Here is a 16,430-nt window from a genome sequence, read left to right as displayed (position 1 = left end):
GTCAGTCCCTCAGCTCGCGGCCGGTCAGGCGCAGGAAGGCCGCTTCCAGGTCGGGTTCGCCCAGCTCGGCGGGGGTGCCCTCGGCCAGCAGGCGGCCGTGGTCGATGATGCCGACGCGGTCGCAGAGGCGCTGGGCCTCCTCCATGTAGTGCGTGGTGTACAGGACCGCGAGGCCCTCGCCGGTCATCCGCTGGACGCTGTCGAGGATGGCGTTGCGGCTCTGCGGGTCGACGCCGGCCGTGGGCTCGTCGAGGACGAGCAGGCTGGGGCGGTTGAGCAGGCCGACGGCGATGTTGAGGCGGCGCTGCATGCCGCCCGAGTACTTGGCGACCGCCTCGTCCGCCCGGTCGGACAGGCCGACCAGCCGCAGGATCTCGGCGGTTCTGGACTTGGCTTCGGCGCGGCGCATGCCGTACATGCCGCTGAAGAAGCGGAGGTTCTCCCGCGCGGTCAGGTCCGGATAGACGGCCAGCTCCTGCGGGACGTAGCCGACGCGCGCCTTGGGCGGCGCGCTCACGCTGCCCGCGTCGGGAGAGAGGATGCCGACGATCATGGAGATCGCCGTGCTCTTGCCCGCGCCGTTCGGCCCGAGCAGACCGTAGGTCTCCCCTTCCTGTACGGCGAAGCCGAGCCCGTCCACGGCCACCAGATCGCGATAGCTCTTGCGCAGTCCCTCGACGGCTAACACCGCCATGACCTAACCCCCGTTCCTCAGTGGTGTGTCCCTGATCACCGACCAGGTCAGCAGCAGCCCGAGCGCGAACGTGCCCAGCCCCATGACCAGCGTCAGCAACGGCCCGGCCTGAATACGGAAGCCGAGCGAGAAGGCGCTCATCGGCACCCCGAACCGGGCGCCTACGGCGCTCAGCCCGAGCACGACCAGCCCGACGCCGACCGGGATGGTCAGCAGGCCGCCCGCCTGCCAGCGGTAGAAGCCGGCGCCCATGAACATGCCCGCGGTGATCCAGGCCATGAACTCCACGGTGTGCTCAAGGAAGACCAGCGGCACCTGCGTCGGGTCGGTGTACAGGTGCGCCCGCTCCAGCGACTGCGGCCGCTCGATGATCATGTAGAGCACCCGTTCGACCAGGTACCCGGCGCTCATCAGCAGGGCCACGAACGGCGTGTAGAGCGCCGTGGTGATCGCCGCCTGGAAGCCGAACTGCCGCCTGGTCTGCCCGTTGGCGATGAACAGCGGCAGGAACTGGCGCACCATCGCCACCCCGACGAACAGCACCACCCAGCGCGGCAGTTGGCCGGCCTGCTCCCACACGCTCTGCGTGAGGTTGCCGAAGAAGTGGATGGCCAGGGTGATCGCGATCACCACCACCAGGTACGCGGCCCAGGCGAAGAAGGCGACCCACAGGTTGGCGGCCAGCAGCCGCGTGGGGAACCTCACTTGGGGCCTCCGGTCAGGTGGATGAACAGCTCCTGCATGGCGATCGGCCCGAGCGTGAGCCCCGCCTCCGCGGCCTTGCGGCGGCGGGCGGCGTCGAGCTCGCCGTAGACCATCGCGGACTTCGTCGGCCCGAGCACCTTCTCGCCGAGGATGGTCAGCCCGGCCACGAACTCGTCCACGGCGGCGGCCGCCCCGGTGACGGCGTGGCCGCGGGCCAGCAGGCGCTCGGTCTCCTCGTGCACGATGAGGCGCCCGCGGTCGATGATGACGACCTCTTCGAACATCGGGCTGACCTCCTCGATGAGGTGGGTGGACAGGATGATCGTGCGCGGGTGGGCCATGTAGTCGGCCAGCAGCGCGTCGTAGAAGGCGTGCCGGGAGGGCGCGTCCATGCCCAGGTACGACTCGTCGAACATGGTCAGCGGTGCCCGCGAGGCCAGCCCGACCACCACGCCCATCGCCGAGCGCTGGCCCTTCGACATGGCTTTGACGCTCGTCTTCGGCCGCAGCTCGAACAGCTCCATTAGTTCCTTGGCGTAGGCGGCGTCCCAGGTGGGGCGGAGCCACTCGGCGAAGTAGAGCGCGTCAGCGGCGGTGCCGAGGTCGACGCTCTCGCCGGCGTCGCGGATCAGGCTGACGGCGCCGGTCACGGCGGGGTTCTCCCACACAGGGGCGCCGTCCAGCAGCACGGTGCCCGCCGACTGCTTGCGGAAGGCGGACAGCACGGACATCAGGCTCGTCTTGCCGGAGCCGTTACGGCCCAGCAGGCCGTAGATCTTGCCGCCCTCCAGCTCGAACGTCAGCCGGTCGAGCGCGGTGACCTCGCCATAGCGCAGCACCAGGTCCCGGGCTTCGATCCTCACATTTCCCCCTTGATCCGCTCGATCACGTCATCGAGGGATATGCCGATGGCCTTGGCCTCCTTCACCATGGGGTCGACCACGTCGGTGAAGAAGCCCTCCCTCCGGCCGGCCCTCAGCGCGTCCCGGGCGTCCGGGCTGACGAACATGCCGATACCTCGCTTTTTGTAGAGCACGCCTTCGTCGACGAGCTGCTGGAACGCCTTGGCGGCGGTGGCCGGGTTGATCCGGTAGAAGGCGGCGTACTGGTTGGTCGACATCACCTGCTCGTCGCCCTTCAACGCCTCGCTCAGCACATCGGATTTGATGCGATCCGCGATCTGCCGGTAGATGGGGCTCCGGTCGTCGAACATGGACACCTGCTTCTATGGTTCATTACTCCACTAACGAACCATAGAAGGTCGGCGGTTCCCGGTCAACGGAAGAGCTGCCAGAACCACCACGGCCACCAGCGCGAAACCCAGCGGGTAGCCCGTCACGCCCATCACCACGCCCAGGCCCAGGGCGCCCACGCCCATGCCGGCGTCGAAGGCGAGATTCCACAGCGCGCTCACCCGCCCCGCCTCGCCGCGCTCGAACATCAGCGTCAGCGTCAGGTTCTGCGCCACCCCGAACCCGGCGCCGAACAACGCCATCCCCGCCACCACCGCCACCGGCTCCGCCGACCAGAACAGCAGGCCGATGCCCGCGGCCGCGGCCAGAACCGACGGGGCCAGCCAGCGCGTCCCCGCGTGACGGCCCGCCCACCAGCGGGCGGCGGGGGTCAGGATCGACTGCGCCAGCAGCGCCGCCGAGGCGAGCTTCGGGGAGGTGGCCAGGGGCAGGAAGGTGATGGCCACGCCCGCGGCCAGCGTGATGGCGCCGAAGACGGCGATCGGCGCCGCCAGGCCGCCGCTCTTCTGGTGCTGCCGCGGGGCCGGCCTCAGGTCCGGCAGCCCCCTCGCCGCGGCCAGGCCCGCCAGCGGGACCAGGCCGGCCACGAGGAAGATGGGCACGAAGCCCAGGTGGTCGCCGGCCCACAGACCCAGGGGCAGGCCGATGATCGAGGGGACGCCTACGGCGACGCCGTACAGGCCGAGCCCCTCGCTGCGGCGTTCGGCCGGGACCAGCTCGGCCACCAGCGCGGTGCCGGCCACCACGACGATGCCCAGGCCGGCGCCGCGGAGCAGGGAGATCGGCAGGACCAGTTCGTGGATCGGCAGGGCGAACGAGGGCGGGCCCAGGAGGAGCAGGCCGGCGGACAGGACGCGGCGGTAGCCGTACCGGCTGAGGAGCCAGGGGACGGCGAGTTCGAGCAGAACGGTGCCCAGCATGAGCGCGCCGGTGGCCAGGCCGGCCGACATGCCGTCGCCCAGGTAGGCGGGGACGGCGGAGAACAGCAGGTAGAAGCCCAGGAGGCCGGCGGCTGACGCGAGCATGAGGCGGTTCATGGGGGTGACGGTGCCAGCCTGGCCTTCCTCGCGGATCCGGCAGGATGCGTAGATGACTCTTTAAGCTGCCTACGTGTTCGTGGGCAGGGATGCGGAACTGGCGGCGCTCGCCGAGGCGTGGGCCGACACGCCCTCCGCCGTGCTCGTCGTCGGTGAGGCGGGGATGGGGAAGACGCGGCTGGCCACGGAGTTCGCCGGGCGGGTGGATGCCCGCGTGGTGACGGGGGGCGGGGATCCCGGCGGACTGCCGTACTCGGTGTTCGTGCCGGTGCTGCGGCGGCTGGTCAGGGAGCATGGCGCGCCCTTCGGGCCCGGTGAGCTGGCTCGGTTGCTGCCTGAGCTGGGGGTGCCTGCCGTGGATCTCGGGCGGGCGCGCTTGTTCGAGGAGGCGCTGCAGGTGGTGGAGAAGGCCGGTCCGCTGGTGCTCGTCCTCGACGACCTCCACTGGGCTGACCAGGCCAGCCTTGATCTGCTCGCCTTTCTCCTGCGGAATCTGACCGGAGGCGGGGTGATGGTGGTCGCCACCTCGCGGACCGTCGTGCGGCTGCCCGGGGCGCGGACGTTGTGGTTGCCGCCGCTGGGGCGGGATGAGGTGGCGCGGCTGGTCGGGTCGCGGCCGGGCGCCGGTCTTGACGTGATCATGGCCAGGAGCGAGGGGAACCCGCTGTTCGCCGAGGCCCTCGCCGACTGCGGCACCGCGGTGCCGGACTCGCTGCGTGACGTGCTGCTGGGGGCGGCCGACAAACTTCCCTCGCCGTGCCGTGAGGTGCTGCGCGTGGCGGCCGTGGCCGGGCGGCGGGTCGATCATCCCGTGTTGCTGGCGGCGGCCGGGGTGGGGGAGCTGGCGCTGGACGAGGCGTTGCGGCCCTTGGTGCGGGCGCGGTTGTTGCTGGTGGACGGTGACGGGTACCGGTTCCGGCACGCGTTGATACGGGACGCGGCGTACGACGAGTTGTTGCCGGGGGAGCGTAAGCGGCTGCATGCCCGGGTCGCCGCCGCCCTTGAGGGGCTGACCGGTGATGGGGTTTCCGAGACCGCTTCTGGGGCGGCGGGGCATTGGCGGGCGGCGGGGGAGCCGGAGCGGGCGTTCGCGGCGGCCGTGGCGGGACGGCGCTGGGACCTGGCGCTCGACCTGTGGCCCCCGGCCGAGCCCCCACCCGGCCTCGACCACGCCCGAGTGCTGGAACTGGCCGCCCGCGACGCCCTGCACGCGGGCGAGGCACGACGAGCGGAGGACCTGACCACATCGGCTCTGTCCGAGGTCACCGGCACCCGGCGGGCGCGCCTGCTGGAACTCCGGGTGACCGTGCGCGACCAGCTCGGCGAGGACGGCCTGTCCGACCTTCACGAGGCGGTACGGCTGGCGCCCGGCGACGCCCGCCTCCTCGGCGCCCTGGCCACCACCCTGGCCTGGAACGGCCAGGACACCGAGGCCAGACGGCACGCCGAGCAGGCACTCCACCTGGGCGACACCCGCTCGCTCACCACCCTCGCCGCTCTGACCGCCCTGGAGGGCGACCTGGCCACCGCCGCCACCCTCTACACCCAGGCCCGCACGTCTTCGGTGACTTCCTCCGGTTCCTTGGGCTCTGGGCGTGTCCCGGGGCTCGGGGCCGGAGCGGAGGTGGTGGACGAGGACGCCGTGCTCATGGCCTACGCCAGCGAAGCGGACGTCCTGGAGGCGGCAGGCGAGCACGCCAGGGCCGAGGCCGTGGCCAGGGCGGGGATCCAGCGGGCCGAGCGATCTGGGATGGCCAGGTCGCGGGGGGCGCTGCTGGCCGCCAACCTCGCCGAGCCGCTGTCGTCGCTCGGCCGCTGGCGGGAGGCGCGGGAGGTGATCGGGGTCGCGCTGGCCCTGGACCCGCCGCCCATCTACCGCGCCTGGCTGCTCATGGTGCGGGGCACGGTCGCGGTCTGGGAGGGCGCGCTCGACGAGGCCGCGGCCGTTGTGGACGAGGCGCGGCCGCTGATGCTGGGGCGTTCGCGTGGGTACGACTCGTGCCTGGAGCCCGATCTGCTCGAATGCCGCCTGGCCGAGGCATTCGGGGACCGGCTTCGCGTGCGCCGCCTGGCCGGGCATGTGCTGGAGGCGCACGACCTGACGCTCAGCCGGCGGTACGCCTGGCCGTTGCTCGTGATCGCGGCTCGGGCGGGGGCGCTGACCCGGGCGCCGGACGGCGTGGCCACGGTGGGACGGGTGCAGCGGGCGCATCGGGTGACGTTCGAGGCTGAGCTCGGGGGGTCGTGGGAGGAGGCCGTGGGCGCGTGGCGGTCGGTCGGCCAGCCGTACATGCTGGGGTGGGCTTTGCTGCGTGCCGCGCAGGACGGACAGGTGCGGGAGGCGTCGGGACCGCCGCGGTCCGGGCGGCGGGATGGCGGGGAGTCGCGGAAGGGTCAACGTGGGCGGTCGCGGGTGGGGGACGGGCTGCGGGAGGCGGGGGAGATCGCGGCGCGGCTGGGGGCGGGGCCGTTGCGGCGGGAGGTGGAGGCCTTCGCGGCGGCGGGGCGGGTGGATCTCGACGGTGCGGGGCACGGGCTGACGGCGCGGGAGCTTGAGGTGCTGGGGCTGGTGGCGGAGGGGTTGAGCAACCGGCAGATCGCGGAGCGGTTGTTCATCTCGGCACGTACGTCGGGGGTGCATGTCTCGAACATCATGGCCAAGCTGGCGGTGTCGTCACGGGTGGAGGCGGCGGCGGTGGCGCGGCGTAGCGGGTTGATCTGACATGCTCGGCCTTTGTGATAAATGTCGGGTTGGTTGGGGTGGGGAACTGCGCGTCCTCGCTGGTGCAGGGGGCGGTCTTCTATGACTGGCCGGATATTTCGTTCAGCGTGGCTTTTGATGTGAATCCTGCGAAGGTCGGGCGGGATCTCGCGGACGCGATCTGGGCGGCGCCCAACAACGCCCGCGCCTTCGCGGAGGTGCCGCCGACGGGCGTGGTGGTCGCCGAGGGGCTCATGGCCGGTGAAGAGGAGCCGCTCGCCGGGGAAGCCGTGGCTGGGGTTCCCGACGCGCGTGGCGAGGCCGTTCTGGAGGATGTCGTCGCGGCGTTGCGTGGTACTGACGTGCTCGTCAACTTCCTCCCGGTCGGCGCGCAACGCACCACCGAGCTGTACGCGCGGGCGGCGCTGCTGGCCGGATGCGCCTTCGTCAACTGCATGCCCTCCGTGATCGCCCGCGACCCCGCCTGGGCCGAACGGTTCGCCGCGGCCGGGCTTCCGCTGATCGGCGACGACCTGAAGAGCTCGTTCGGCGCCACGCTCGTACACCGGGCGCTCGTCGACGCTCTGACCTCCGGCGGCGTCGCGCTCCACGATGCCTACCAACTGCTCGGTGGGGGCAACGCCGACTTCCTCAACCTCCAGGACCCGGCCCGGATGTCCGGCAAACGCGCGACGAAGGTGACGGGCGCGGGGGCGTCCACGCATGTGTCGGCCGCGTACATCCCGTTCCTGGAGGACCGCAAGGTCGCCTACATCCGGCTTGAGGGGGAGGGGTTCGGCGGGTCGCCGGTGGAGGTGGAGGTGCGCATGACCGTAGAGGATTCCCCTAGCGCCGCGGGCAACGTCCTTGAGGCGGTACGGCAGGCCAAGGCAGCCCTCGACACCGGAACAGGCGGCGTCCTGCCCACCACCCTCATGAAGTCCTAACCTGCACAAACACCAGGCCATGGGGGCGGCCTCCGGAACCCGGCCCTGGGCGTAGCGCGGCCTCCGGGGCACTGCTCCGGGCACACGTGGCCTTGGGCAGCGCGGCGTCCGGGAAGCCCGCGCGGAGCGTGGTGGGCGAAGGGGCGAAGGGCGGGGAGCGAGGGGTTAGGGGGTGGGGAGGAGGCGGGTCAGGAGGTTGCGGGTGGTCAGGCCGTAGCGGGTCTTGAGGATCAGGAGGCGGGAGACCATCGTGACGTGGCGTTGGCGGGGGCCGGCCAGGGTGCGGTGGCGGTGTTCGTAGCGGGGCAGGGCGGTGGTGGTGGTGTCGGCTGCCAGTTCGGCTGCCAGCGTGTACGCGGCTGACATGGCCAAGGTCGACCCGTCGCCGAACAGGGACACCGATGACGCGGCGTCGCCCACCAGCGTCACCCGTCCCGCCGTCCAGGTGTCCAGGCGGACCCGGCTGACGGCGTCGAAGAACAGGTCGTCCGTGGCCGCGACCTGTTCCATCAGCTCGGGCAGGCGCCAGGCGGGCTCGGGGTAGGCGGTGTGCAGCAGGCGCCGGTGCCGCCCGGTGTCGCGGTGGTCGAAGCCGGGCAACGTGGGCGCGTGGAAGATGAAGGCCGCGACGGCCTCGCCGTTCGAGGGATGGAGGGTGGCGGAGCGGCCGGGGGCGTTGTACATGACGACCTCGCTCGGATCGGGCACCCGCCCGGTGAAGGGAAGTGTCGCGACATAGAGCCCCAGATGCCGTACAAACCGGGATTCCGGGCCGAATGCCAGCCGCCGCACGTTGGAGTGCAGGCCGTCGGCGCCCACCACCAGGTCGAACCGCCGCCGCGTGCCACTGTCGAACTCGACGTCCACGCCGCCGCCGTCCTGCGTGAGGCTCGCGATGGAGTCGCCGTAGACGAACTCGGCGTGGTCGCGGGCGGCCGCCGTCAAAATCCCGGCGAGGTCGGTACGGCGCAGCTCGACCTCCCCGCCATCCGGCCGCCCAACGCGCATGCCGCCCACGCGCCGACCGGCGGCGTCCACGAACGACATCCTGTTCACGCGGGTGGCGGCCTCCCGCAGCCGGGGCAGCACGCCCATCCGCTCGGCCACCTCGACCGCGTGCCCCCGGACGTCCACCGGGCTGCCGCTCGAACGCTGTCTCGCCGACCGCTCGACGACGGTGGCGCTCATGCCGTGCCGCGCCAGCCAGTACGCCAGCGTGGAGCCCGCGATGCCCGCCCCTGAGATGAGGATGTTCATGATGGTCCTTCCTGACCATTGGTCAGTTGCGACCATAACCCCCTGACCAATGGTCAGGCAAGAGATAGGATGCGCGGTGTGATCGACACCAGGGACAGGATCCTCGCCGCCGCGAGGGAACTGTTCGCGCGTCAGGGCAGCCAGAACACCTCGGTCAGGGAGATCGCCGAGGAGCTGGGCCTGACCAAGACGGCCATCCTGTACCACTTCCGCACCAAGGCCGACATCCTCGCCACCCTCGCCCAGCCGCTCATCGACGACACCGACGCGGCAGTGGAGCGGGTGGCGCGGGAGGGCGGCGGCGGGTGGGGGACGGTCGAGACGCTGCTGGAGGTGTACCTGCGGCACCGGGACGTGCTGAGCACCGTCGTCGCCAACATGCCGGCGCTGCCGCCGGAGGTGTTCGAGCGGTGGTTCACGGTGATGAACCGCGCCAACGAGATGGTCGCCGGCCCCAGCCCCGACCTGGGCGGACGGGTGCGCGCCATCCAGGTGGTGGCGCTGCTCAGTGACCCGGTGATCCTGCTCGCCGACGTACCGACAGACGAACTACGCCACCACATCCTGAACGGCGCCCGCCGCCTCCTCACCGAACCCCCCGAGCCACCGGAACGCCCCGCGCAAGCGGCGCCCCCCGGAACCACCAGCCCTTCGGCCGGCAGGAGGCCCGCGACCGGAGACGAGCGACCAACCGGAAGCGAGGGGGCGTGGGCCGAGGAGGGGGAGCTTTCCGTGGGCGCGGGAGCCTTGGCCGAAGGGGAGCGGTCTTCGGCCGAAGGGGAGCGGCCTTTCGCCGGAGGGCGGCGGCGTGCGGCCGGAGGTGAGGGGGCGTTGGCCGGTGGGGGTGGCAGTGGAGCGGGGGGTCGGCCTCGGAGTATGAGTGAGGAGATGGTCGCCGAAGCCCGCCGCCTCCGCCAGAACGGCGACACCCCTATGTCGGAGATCGCCCGGATCCTGGGTGTCTCACGAGCCACCCTCTACCGACACCTCTAGTTTTGAGACACAGCACGAAACCCGTTGCGCCTGGTTCGAGGCACGGGCAACGATGGAGCCCTTATGGTGACCGGTCAAGATCTTGAAATCGCCTGTGACGAGTCCGGGGCGGAGGGGGAGAACCTGACCGCCGCGATCACCGACGTGTTCGCGCACGCCAGCGTGTCGATGGAGATCGAGGCGGCCGACGACGTCATCCGCGTGCTACGGGACCGCATCCGCTCACCTGCCACCGAGTACAAGGCCAACCACCTGCTGCGCGGCAAGCACCGCTCGGCCCTCGTCTGGCTCCTGGGCCCCTCCGGTCCCATCTACGGCACCGCCCGCGTCTATCTGGTGGAGAAACGCTTCTTCATCGTCAGCAGGATCGTCGACCTGCTGGACGACCCCTACAGCCCCAGCCTCGGCTTCTACCGCAGTTTTGAGACAGAGGCCCTCTACCGCACCGGCCCTGCCCTGGATGGCTGGATCCCGTTCCTGGAATCGTTCAACGACGTCATGCGCGCCCGCGTACCCGCGCAGACCTTCTACGACCGCCTGAACGACCTGCGCGCTCCGGAGCTGACCGGCCCGCTCGCCGCGACCCGCCGGAACATGGACGCCTTCCTGGCGCGCCTGGCCGAGGATCCCCGGACGATCCCCGTCCTCGACCCGCTGATCCCCGCGATCATCCAGGCCGTCGTGGCATGGAGCTCGTCGGGCCGTCCCGTCGAGGTCGTTCACGACCGGCAGACCACGTTGTCGGAGGAGCGGATCGTCGAGCTGAAGGGCGTCTTCAACGACCCCCGCCTGGCCTCGCGCGCCCGGCTGGCGGGTCTGCGCCTGACCGAGTCCCGGCTCGACGCGCGTATCCAGATCGCCGACTTCCTGGCCGGGGTGGCGAGGAAGATCGCCTCGGAGGAGCTGAACGGCCGGGGCGACGCCGAGCTGAACGACCTCCTGCGCCACTACGTCGATCCCGCCTCCCTCTGGGGCCACGAGGCCAGCTGGTCCCACCTGCACCCCTGACTCGCTCCGACCGGCGTTGGTCACGCTCGGGTTACGGATCTCATCAAAGGTGGTCGAATCCGGCAAATCCCTTCAAAGTGGCGGGCGAGCTCTTTCCGCCCTACGGGAGGTACGCGTGAAACGCGTCATCATGGTCTCCGCCGCGGCCTTACTTGTCGGTGCCGCCATGTCGGCACCGGTACAGGCACAGCGGCAAGGACCAGAAGCCGAGTACGTGGTGCTCTACAAGGACGGTGCCACCGGCGCCCGCCAGGCCATCGAGGCAGCGGGCGGCGTCGTCGTCAAGGAGAACACCGCGGTCGGCCTGGCCACCGTCACCACCAGCCGCGCCGACTTCGCCGCCGCGCTGGCGTCGGACGGGGCGATCGAGGGCGTCGCCCGCAACCGCACGATCGGGCAGGCGCCGCCCAGCGCACGGGCCGCGGGTACGGCACGCCGTACCGACACGGTCGAAAAGGAAGGGCACGACGCCGGGCGCGGCAAGGCGGGCCCGACGGCCGGAAGGCCGAGGCCGGGCGCCGAGCCGCTGGCCGAGCTGCAGTGGGACATGAAGCAGATGCACGCGACCGCCGACGGTTCGCACCGGTACAACCAGGGCGGACGCGACGTGGTCGTGGCCATCCTGGACACCGGCGTGGACGGTACGCACCCGGACATCGCGCCCAACTTCAGCAACTCGCTGAGCCGGAACTTCACCACCGACATCCCCGCCGACGCCAACGGCGCGCCGATCGACGGCCCGTGCGCGGATGAGGCCGACGGTTCGTGCGAGGACGCGGCCAACGTGGACGAGAACGGCCACGGCACCCACGTGGCGTCCTCGATCGGCTCGCCGATCAACCGGCTGGGCATCGCGGGCGTGGCGCCCAAGGTCACGCTGGTCAACCTGCGGGCCGGCCAGGACTCCGGCTACTTCTTCCTGCAGCCCAGCGTGGACGCGCTGACGTACGCCGGCGACCACGGCATCGACGTGGTCAACATGAGCTACTACATCGACCCGTGGCTGTTCAACTGCACGGACAACGCCGCCGATTCCCCCGCGGACCGGGCCGAGCAGGCAGTGATCATCAAGGCGACGCAGCGGGCGCTCGACTACGCCCACCGGCGCGGCGTCACGCTGGTGGCGGCGGCGGGCAACCAGGCCGCCGACTACACCAAGCCGTACGTGGACGCGAGCAGCCCCGACTTCGCCAGCGAGCCCGGCGAGGCGCCGTACGAGCGGACCATCCCGCCGAGCTGCGTCTCCATGCCCGGCGAGGGACGCAACGTGATCAGCGTCTCGGCCACGGGCATCAGCAAGCGCAAGTCGTACTTCTCCAGCTTCGGCAACGGATTCGTCGACGTGTCCGCCCCCGGCGGCGACGTCTACGACACCGCGGCCAACACCCGCGACGTCACCAAGGCCACGCTGTCGGCCTACCCCGAGCAGCTCGCCAAGGACAACGGCGAACTCAACCCCGACGGCTCGCCCAACGTCGACTACGTGGTCCGGGACTGCCAGCGCGGCACCTGCGCGTACTACCAGTACCTGCAGGGCACCTCGATGGCCTCCCCGCGCGCCGCGGGCGTCGCCGCGCTGATCGTCAGCCGGTACGGCCACCGCGACCCGAGGCACGGCGGCAAGACCCTGAGCCCGAGCTTCGTCGAGTCGGCGCTCAAGGGCTCCGCGACCAGGACCTCGTGCCCGACGCCGCCGGCCTTCACCTACACCCGCCACCTGCCCAACGGCACCACGGTGACCGCCACGCACCTGTGCGAAGGCGGCCGGGCCCGTAACGGCTTCTACGGCTCCGGCATCGTCGACGCCCTGGACGCCGTCCGTTGAATCCCGGCCAGGTGCGGCCGCCGGGCCGCACCTGGTCTCAGCCCGTGATCAGGAGATAGTCGATCTTCCCGGCGTCGTCGACCGAGATCTCCGTCTTGTACTCCTGCCCGGACGCGGACGCCCTGCCCTTCAGCGCGTCCGGCTTCACTTCGGTCAGCTCCGTCATCTTCAGCCCGGCCAGCGTCTTGGCGAGCCGGTTGAACTCCTCCGGCGGGATCTCCTTGAGGAAGGTCGCGCTGAGGTGCTCCTTGAGCTCCTTGTCCGCGACCGGCGTCCGGTTCACGGCGTCCATGTACCAGCTCAGCTGCTTGCCCGCCGGGCTGTCGGGAACGGCGACCGCCGCCCTGCCACCGCCGCCACACCCCGCCGCCGCGATCGAGACGGCGGCCAGCACCGTGGCCAGCACCCTGACAGCTTTCACCAAGACTCCTCATGATCTCGCCGGGCGGGAGGAGATCATACCGTTCAGGCAGAATGAGGCGATGGTGCTGGCAGCCGGCCTGATCCGGGTCACGTCGTCGCCGGTGGTGCAGATCGCCGCCGACGGAATCTGGGAGACGGCGCTCGTCGTGCCCAGACGGCACCCGCGCGCGGACGCGGTCCACGAGGTCGCGCGCCGGGCGCGCGAGTCCGTCGCCGTCGAGGTGCTGTGGCCGGGGCAGGCGTTCGTCGGCGTCCGCTGGCCGGTGCGGGAGGCGGGCGAAGCGGTCCACGCCCTCGGGCGTCTCGGGTCCGGCCCCGGGTCCGTCGCCGCCGACCTCGCCGCCCTGCTGGGTGCGCAGGCGCGGGCGGAAACGGCCTTCGTGGAGGTCGGCGCGGTCAACGCCTGGCGCTCGACCGGCTCGCAGGTGGTCTGGCGCAGGGAGCGGCCGGTGACCGCGCCGCAGGCCGTACACCGTCTGAGCGCGCGACCTGACCTGCTGCTCTGCGCGCACCCCGTCGCCGCGGAGTTCGCGGCGACGCGGCCGCGCCCGCACTGGGTCGGGGTGACCGTCTCCACGCCGGAAGGGGCTCGCCACCGGCTCGACGCGGACGCCCTCGCCGCGCTGCTCACCGCCGTACTCGAAATCTGATGGAAGGCCCGGCCGGGAGCGGGCAATCACAGGTGTCCAGACTTCCCGGCAAGAGAGATCGCCGTATGACCCTGTCACTCGACGGCGCGGTCGCCGACCCCGAGCGATTCGCCACCGTCTTCGACGCGCACTACGAGGAGATACGCCGCTACGTCGGCCGCCGCCTCGACCTCGACATCGCCGAGGACCTCGCCGCGGAGACGTTTCTGATCGCCTTCCGCCGCCGCGACAGCTTCGACGCCGCCATAGGCGGCATCAGACCTTGGCTGTACGGCATCGCCACCAACCTCATCGGCAAACACCGGCGGGCCGAGCTCCGGCGCTACCGCGCACTGGCCAGATCAGGCCCGTCCCCCGGCGACGACGGTCACGAACAACGCGTCGTGGACCGGATCGCCGCCGGGGTGACCGTGCAGAAGCTCTCGGCCGCGCTGGCCGGGCTGTCGCGCGGGGAACGCGATGTGGTGCTGCTCGTCGCGTACGGCGAGCTGACCTACGACGAGGTGGCCGCGGCGCTCGGCGTCGCCAACGGCACCGTCGCCTCCCGGCTGAGCCGGGCCAGGAACAAGCTGCGTGACGCGTTGGGAGTTGAAGTGTGATGAAGGAGTTCCAGCTCATCGACGAGGTGATGCCGGACGTGCCGCCCGCCGACCCGGCCAGGGCGATGGCGGTCCGCGCGCGGATGCTCGGCGGCGCGCGACGCCGCGGCCTGCCGGTCTGGTCCAAGATGGCGCTCGCCGCGGCGGCGGTCGGGGTGGTGCTGACCGGTGGCTTCGTGGTTGCGCCCGTGCTGGGCGGCCCCCGGATCGAGACGGCGGCGCTCGTGCCGGATCCGGTCGCGGTGCTCGGCACGGCGGCCGACCGGCTGGCCGCGCGACCTGCGGGCGAGGGCGCCTGGTGGCGGCGGGACCTGCTGCGCCTCTCGCGGACCAGGACCGCCGCCGGTTACACCGTCGAGCACCGGATCGAGGAGGTGTTGTGGGTGAACGGGGAAGGACGCCGGCACACCGACCGTGGCCAGGTCACCACCAAGCCCCTCACCCCCGCCGACGAACAGGCGTGGAAGGACGACGGGTCGCCCGCGCTCTGCCAGGGCGCCGACGGCTGCGACATCGGCAGGACCTACTTCATCCCCCTGGCCCTGACGCCCGTCACCAGCCTGCCCACCGAGGCCGGAGCGCTCAAGGCCGAGATGCTCAAGGAGTTCCCGGCCGACGGGGCCGACAGCCAGGAGACCTGGCTCTGGGCCTCGGCCAAGTGGATGCTCCTCGACGCCGAGAGCACCCCGGGCACGAGGGCGGCGCTCTACCGGCTGCTCGCCGGGCTGCCGGGCTTCCGGGTCGCCGACGGGGTCACCGACGCCGAGGGCCGCGCCGGGGTCGCGGTGGAGTACGGCGAGCAGCGGATCATCATCGACCGGGACACCGGCGAACTGCTGGCCGTACAGGACGAGATGACGTCGTACGTGGTCACGCGGCTGGGCTGGACCGACGAGACGCCTCGGGGCTGAGGTGTTCAGCGGACCCTGTCGTACACCATGGCCATCTCGCCGAGCCGGCCGGTCACCTGGTGGGTGAGCGTCCACTTCGTGGCCGGCAGGCCGTCCTCGAACAGGCGCTGCCCGCCGCCGGTGATCTCGGGGAAGATCATGAGGTACAGCCGGTCGAGCAAATCCGCCGACAGCAGCGCCTTGATGATGGTGGGGCTGGTGTTGGCCAGGATGTCGCCTTCGCCGGTGGCTTTGAGCTCGGTGACGACGTCGGCGACGGGGGCGTTCACCATGCGCGTGCGCTCCCACGGCGCTTCGGTCAGGGTGGTGGAGAAGACCACCTTCTCGGTGTTGACCAGCCATTTGGCGTAGCCGCGATCACGCGGGTCGGCGTTGTCGTCCGCGGCGACCGTGGACCAGTAGCCGATGAAGCCTTCGGCGTTGACCCGGCCGAGCACCGCCGTCGTGGCGTTCTCCCAGATGAGGTTCATGTGGTCGCGGGCGACGTCGCTGGTCACGTACGGGGCGAACGCCCCGAAGTCGCCGGGACCGCCGGCGCCGTGGTAGCGGCCGTCGAGGGTGAGGGAGATGTTCGCGGTCACCTTGCGGCTGGTCATTTCGTGCTCCTTGCGTCGGCGGCGACGGCCGCGGTCAGTTTGTCGAGGCTCTGGCCGAAGCCGATCTCGATGCCGGCGATGAAGTCGGCGGAGTCGACGGTGCTGTCGGTGATCCGCCAGTGGACGTCGAGTTCCGTGCCCGTGTCGGTGGGCCGGAGACCGAGGTCGACGTGGGCGGTGAAGGCGGTCCCGCCGCCGGGGAGCAGCGGGGAGTTGCGGTAGGTGAGGCGCTCGCGGGGGCGTACCTCGCCGACGGTCCCCTCGGCGCGCCCGACCACCAGGTCGGAGCCGTCGGCGTCCTCGACGTCGCGGTACTCGTGGATGATCCTGCCGCCCGGCCGCGCCTCGAAGACGAGCTCGGAGACGCGCAGGTCGTCGGGTGTCCACCAGTGGGCGAGCAGGGAGGTCTCGGTGAGATGACGCCAGACCAGCTCAGGTGGTCCGGGCAGCGCGCGCTGGAACCGGAACGAGCGGCCGTCGGCCCACCCCGCCTCATCCGCCGCGAGCCGCTCCGCGCCGAGGCTGCGCTCGTAGCGGTCGAAGGTCTCGCGGTGGCCGCCGCGTTGTTCCGCGGTCTCGGCCAGCCGGTTGATCGCGGCCGCCAGGTCCCGCAGGGGACCCGGCTGCAGCGCGTAGACGCGGCGCTGGCCGGTGCGGTGGGAGGTGACGACGCCGGCGCGTTCCAGGGTCTGCAGGTGTTTGGTCGTCTGCGGCTGGCGCGCGTCGGCGAGCTGGGCGAGGACGCCGACCGAGCGGGGCCGCTCGGCCAACAGGGTGACGAGCCGCCAGCGGGCCGGGTCGGCCAGTGCGGTGAGGAGTGCGTCCATGGCC

General features: G+C 71.4%; 17 protein-coding genes. 8 read left to right on the top strand and 9 right to left on the bottom strand.

Annotation, left to right across the window (positions count from 1 at the left end; genetic code table 11):
• Nucleotide 1 precedes the first annotated feature (1 nt).
• Genes ACIBI5_RS07795 through ACIBI5_RS07775 form a run of 5 tightly spaced genes read right to left on the bottom strand, consistent with a single transcriptional unit; the run spans nt 2 to nt 3,689 of the window.
• Nucleotides 2–694: an ABC transporter ATP-binding protein gene (locus tag ACIBI5_RS07795; RefSeq protein ID WP_397244325.1), complete on the bottom strand. Its 693-nt coding sequence runs from the start codon at nt 692–694 to the stop codon at nt 2–4.
• Between the two features lie 3 nt (nt 695–697).
• Nucleotides 698–1,399 carry a hypothetical protein gene (locus ACIBI5_RS07790; RefSeq protein ID WP_397244323.1) on the bottom strand — a complete coding sequence of 234 codons (702 nt, stop codon included), beginning with the start codon at nt 1,397–1,399 and terminating at the stop codon, nt 698–700.
• Nucleotides 1,396–2,262 (bottom strand): ATP-binding cassette domain-containing protein, encoded by an 867-nt coding sequence (locus ACIBI5_RS07785; RefSeq protein ID WP_397244321.1) that lies wholly within the window; start codon nt 2,260–2,262, stop codon nt 1,396–1,398. Before ACIBI5_RS07785 ends, ACIBI5_RS07790 begins: the two co-directional genes overlap by 4 nt.
• Nucleotides 2,259–2,612: a GntR family transcriptional regulator gene (locus ACIBI5_RS07780; protein ID WP_397244319.1), complete on the bottom strand. Its 354-nt coding sequence runs from the start codon at nt 2,610–2,612 to the stop codon at nt 2,259–2,261. Before ACIBI5_RS07780 ends, ACIBI5_RS07785 begins: the two co-directional genes overlap by 4 nt.
• A gap of 30 nt (nt 2,613–2,642) precedes the next feature.
• Nucleotides 2,643–3,689, bottom strand: coding sequence for an MFS transporter (locus ACIBI5_RS07775; protein WP_397244317.1), 1,047 nt, complete (start codon nt 3,687–3,689; stop codon nt 2,643–2,645).
• A gap of 73 nt (nt 3,690–3,762) precedes the next feature.
• Between ACIBI5_RS07775 and ACIBI5_RS07770 the strand changes: the two genes are divergently transcribed.
• Together ACIBI5_RS07770 and ACIBI5_RS07765 are read left to right on the top strand one after the other, a co-directional pair.
• Entirely contained in the window at nt 3,763–6,411 is a 2,649-nt protein-coding gene (locus ACIBI5_RS07770) for an ATP-binding protein (RefSeq protein WP_397244315.1), read from the top strand.
• A 119-nt stretch (nt 6,412–6,530) separates the two neighbouring features.
• The gene (locus ACIBI5_RS07765) at nt 6,531–7,337 is read left to right on the top strand and encodes an inositol-3-phosphate synthase (RefSeq protein ID WP_397244313.1); all 807 of its coding nucleotides are present in this window, start codon (nt 6,531–6,533) and stop codon (nt 7,335–7,337) included.
• 165 nt (nt 7,338–7,502) lie between these two features.
• Here ACIBI5_RS07765 and ACIBI5_RS07760 read toward each other — a convergent pair whose 3' ends face one another.
• Entirely contained in the window at nt 7,503–8,594 is a 1,092-nt protein-coding gene (locus ACIBI5_RS07760) for an FAD-dependent monooxygenase (protein ID WP_397244311.1), read from the bottom strand.
• A gap of 78 nt (nt 8,595–8,672) precedes the next feature.
• Between ACIBI5_RS07760 and ACIBI5_RS07755 the strand changes: the two genes are divergently transcribed.
• The 3 genes from ACIBI5_RS07755 to ACIBI5_RS07745 all read left to right on the top strand — a co-directional run bounded on the left by ACIBI5_RS07755 (nt 8,673) and on the right by ACIBI5_RS07745 (nt 12,420).
• Nucleotides 8,673–9,587, top strand: a complete 915-nt coding sequence (locus ACIBI5_RS07755) for a TetR family transcriptional regulator (RefSeq protein ID WP_397244309.1) — start codon at nt 8,673–8,675, stop codon at nt 9,585–9,587.
• A gap of 63 nt (nt 9,588–9,650) precedes the next feature.
• On the top strand, nt 9,651–10,595 hold the full coding sequence (locus ACIBI5_RS07750) for a hypothetical protein (protein WP_397244307.1): 945 nt from the start codon (nt 9,651–9,653) through the stop codon (nt 10,593–10,595).
• A 115-nt stretch (nt 10,596–10,710) separates the two neighbouring features.
• On the top strand, nt 10,711–12,420 hold the full coding sequence (locus ACIBI5_RS07745) for a S8 family peptidase (RefSeq protein WP_397244304.1): 1,710 nt from the start codon (nt 10,711–10,713) through the stop codon (nt 12,418–12,420).
• Between the two features lie 37 nt (nt 12,421–12,457).
• On the opposite strand, the gene ACIBI5_RS07740 is transcribed toward ACIBI5_RS07745, so the two are convergent.
• Nucleotides 12,458–12,841, bottom strand: coding sequence for a Cpe/LpqF family protein (locus tag ACIBI5_RS07740; protein WP_397244301.1), 384 nt, complete (start codon nt 12,839–12,841; stop codon nt 12,458–12,460).
• 61 nt (nt 12,842–12,902) lie between these two features.
• Here ACIBI5_RS07740 and ACIBI5_RS07735 point away from each other — a divergent pair, with 61 nt between their 5' ends.
• The 3 genes from ACIBI5_RS07735 to ACIBI5_RS07725 all read left to right on the top strand — a co-directional run bounded on the left by ACIBI5_RS07735 (nt 12,903) and on the right by ACIBI5_RS07725 (nt 15,003).
• Nucleotides 12,903–13,493 carry a hypothetical protein gene (locus ACIBI5_RS07735; protein WP_397244299.1) on the top strand — a complete coding sequence of 197 codons (591 nt, stop codon included), beginning with the start codon at nt 12,903–12,905 and terminating at the stop codon, nt 13,491–13,493.
• Nucleotides 13,494–13,558: 65 nt separating this feature from the next.
• Complete coding sequence (locus tag ACIBI5_RS07730; RefSeq protein ID WP_397244297.1) at nt 13,559–14,092, top strand: RNA polymerase sigma factor; 534 nt, start codon at nt 13,559–13,561, stop codon at nt 14,090–14,092.
• The gene (locus tag ACIBI5_RS07725) at nt 14,092–15,003 is read left to right on the top strand and encodes a CU044_5270 family protein (protein ID WP_397245286.1); all 912 of its coding nucleotides are present in this window, start codon (nt 14,092–14,094) and stop codon (nt 15,001–15,003) included. The genes ACIBI5_RS07730 and ACIBI5_RS07725 overlap by 1 nt, the downstream gene beginning before the upstream one ends.
• A gap of 5 nt (nt 15,004–15,008) precedes the next feature.
• On the opposite strand, the gene ACIBI5_RS07720 is transcribed toward ACIBI5_RS07725, so the two are convergent.
• Both ACIBI5_RS07720 and ACIBI5_RS07715 read right to left on the bottom strand, forming a co-directional pair.
• On the bottom strand, nt 15,009–15,599 hold the full coding sequence (locus ACIBI5_RS07720; protein ID WP_397244295.1) for a dihydrofolate reductase family protein: 591 nt from the start codon (nt 15,597–15,599) through the stop codon (nt 15,009–15,011).
• Entirely contained in the window at nt 15,596–16,426 is an 831-nt protein-coding gene (locus ACIBI5_RS07715) for a metalloregulator ArsR/SmtB family transcription factor (protein ID WP_397244293.1), read from the bottom strand. Before ACIBI5_RS07715 ends, ACIBI5_RS07720 begins: the two co-directional genes overlap by 4 nt.
• Nucleotides 16,427–16,430: the final 4 nt, after the last annotated feature.

Source organism: Nonomuraea sp. NPDC050540 (assembly GCF_044457485.1).
Classification (GTDB): domain Bacteria; phylum Actinomycetota; class Actinomycetes; order Streptosporangiales; family Streptosporangiaceae; genus Nonomuraea.
This window is presented reverse-complemented; position numbering and strand designations above follow the sequence as displayed.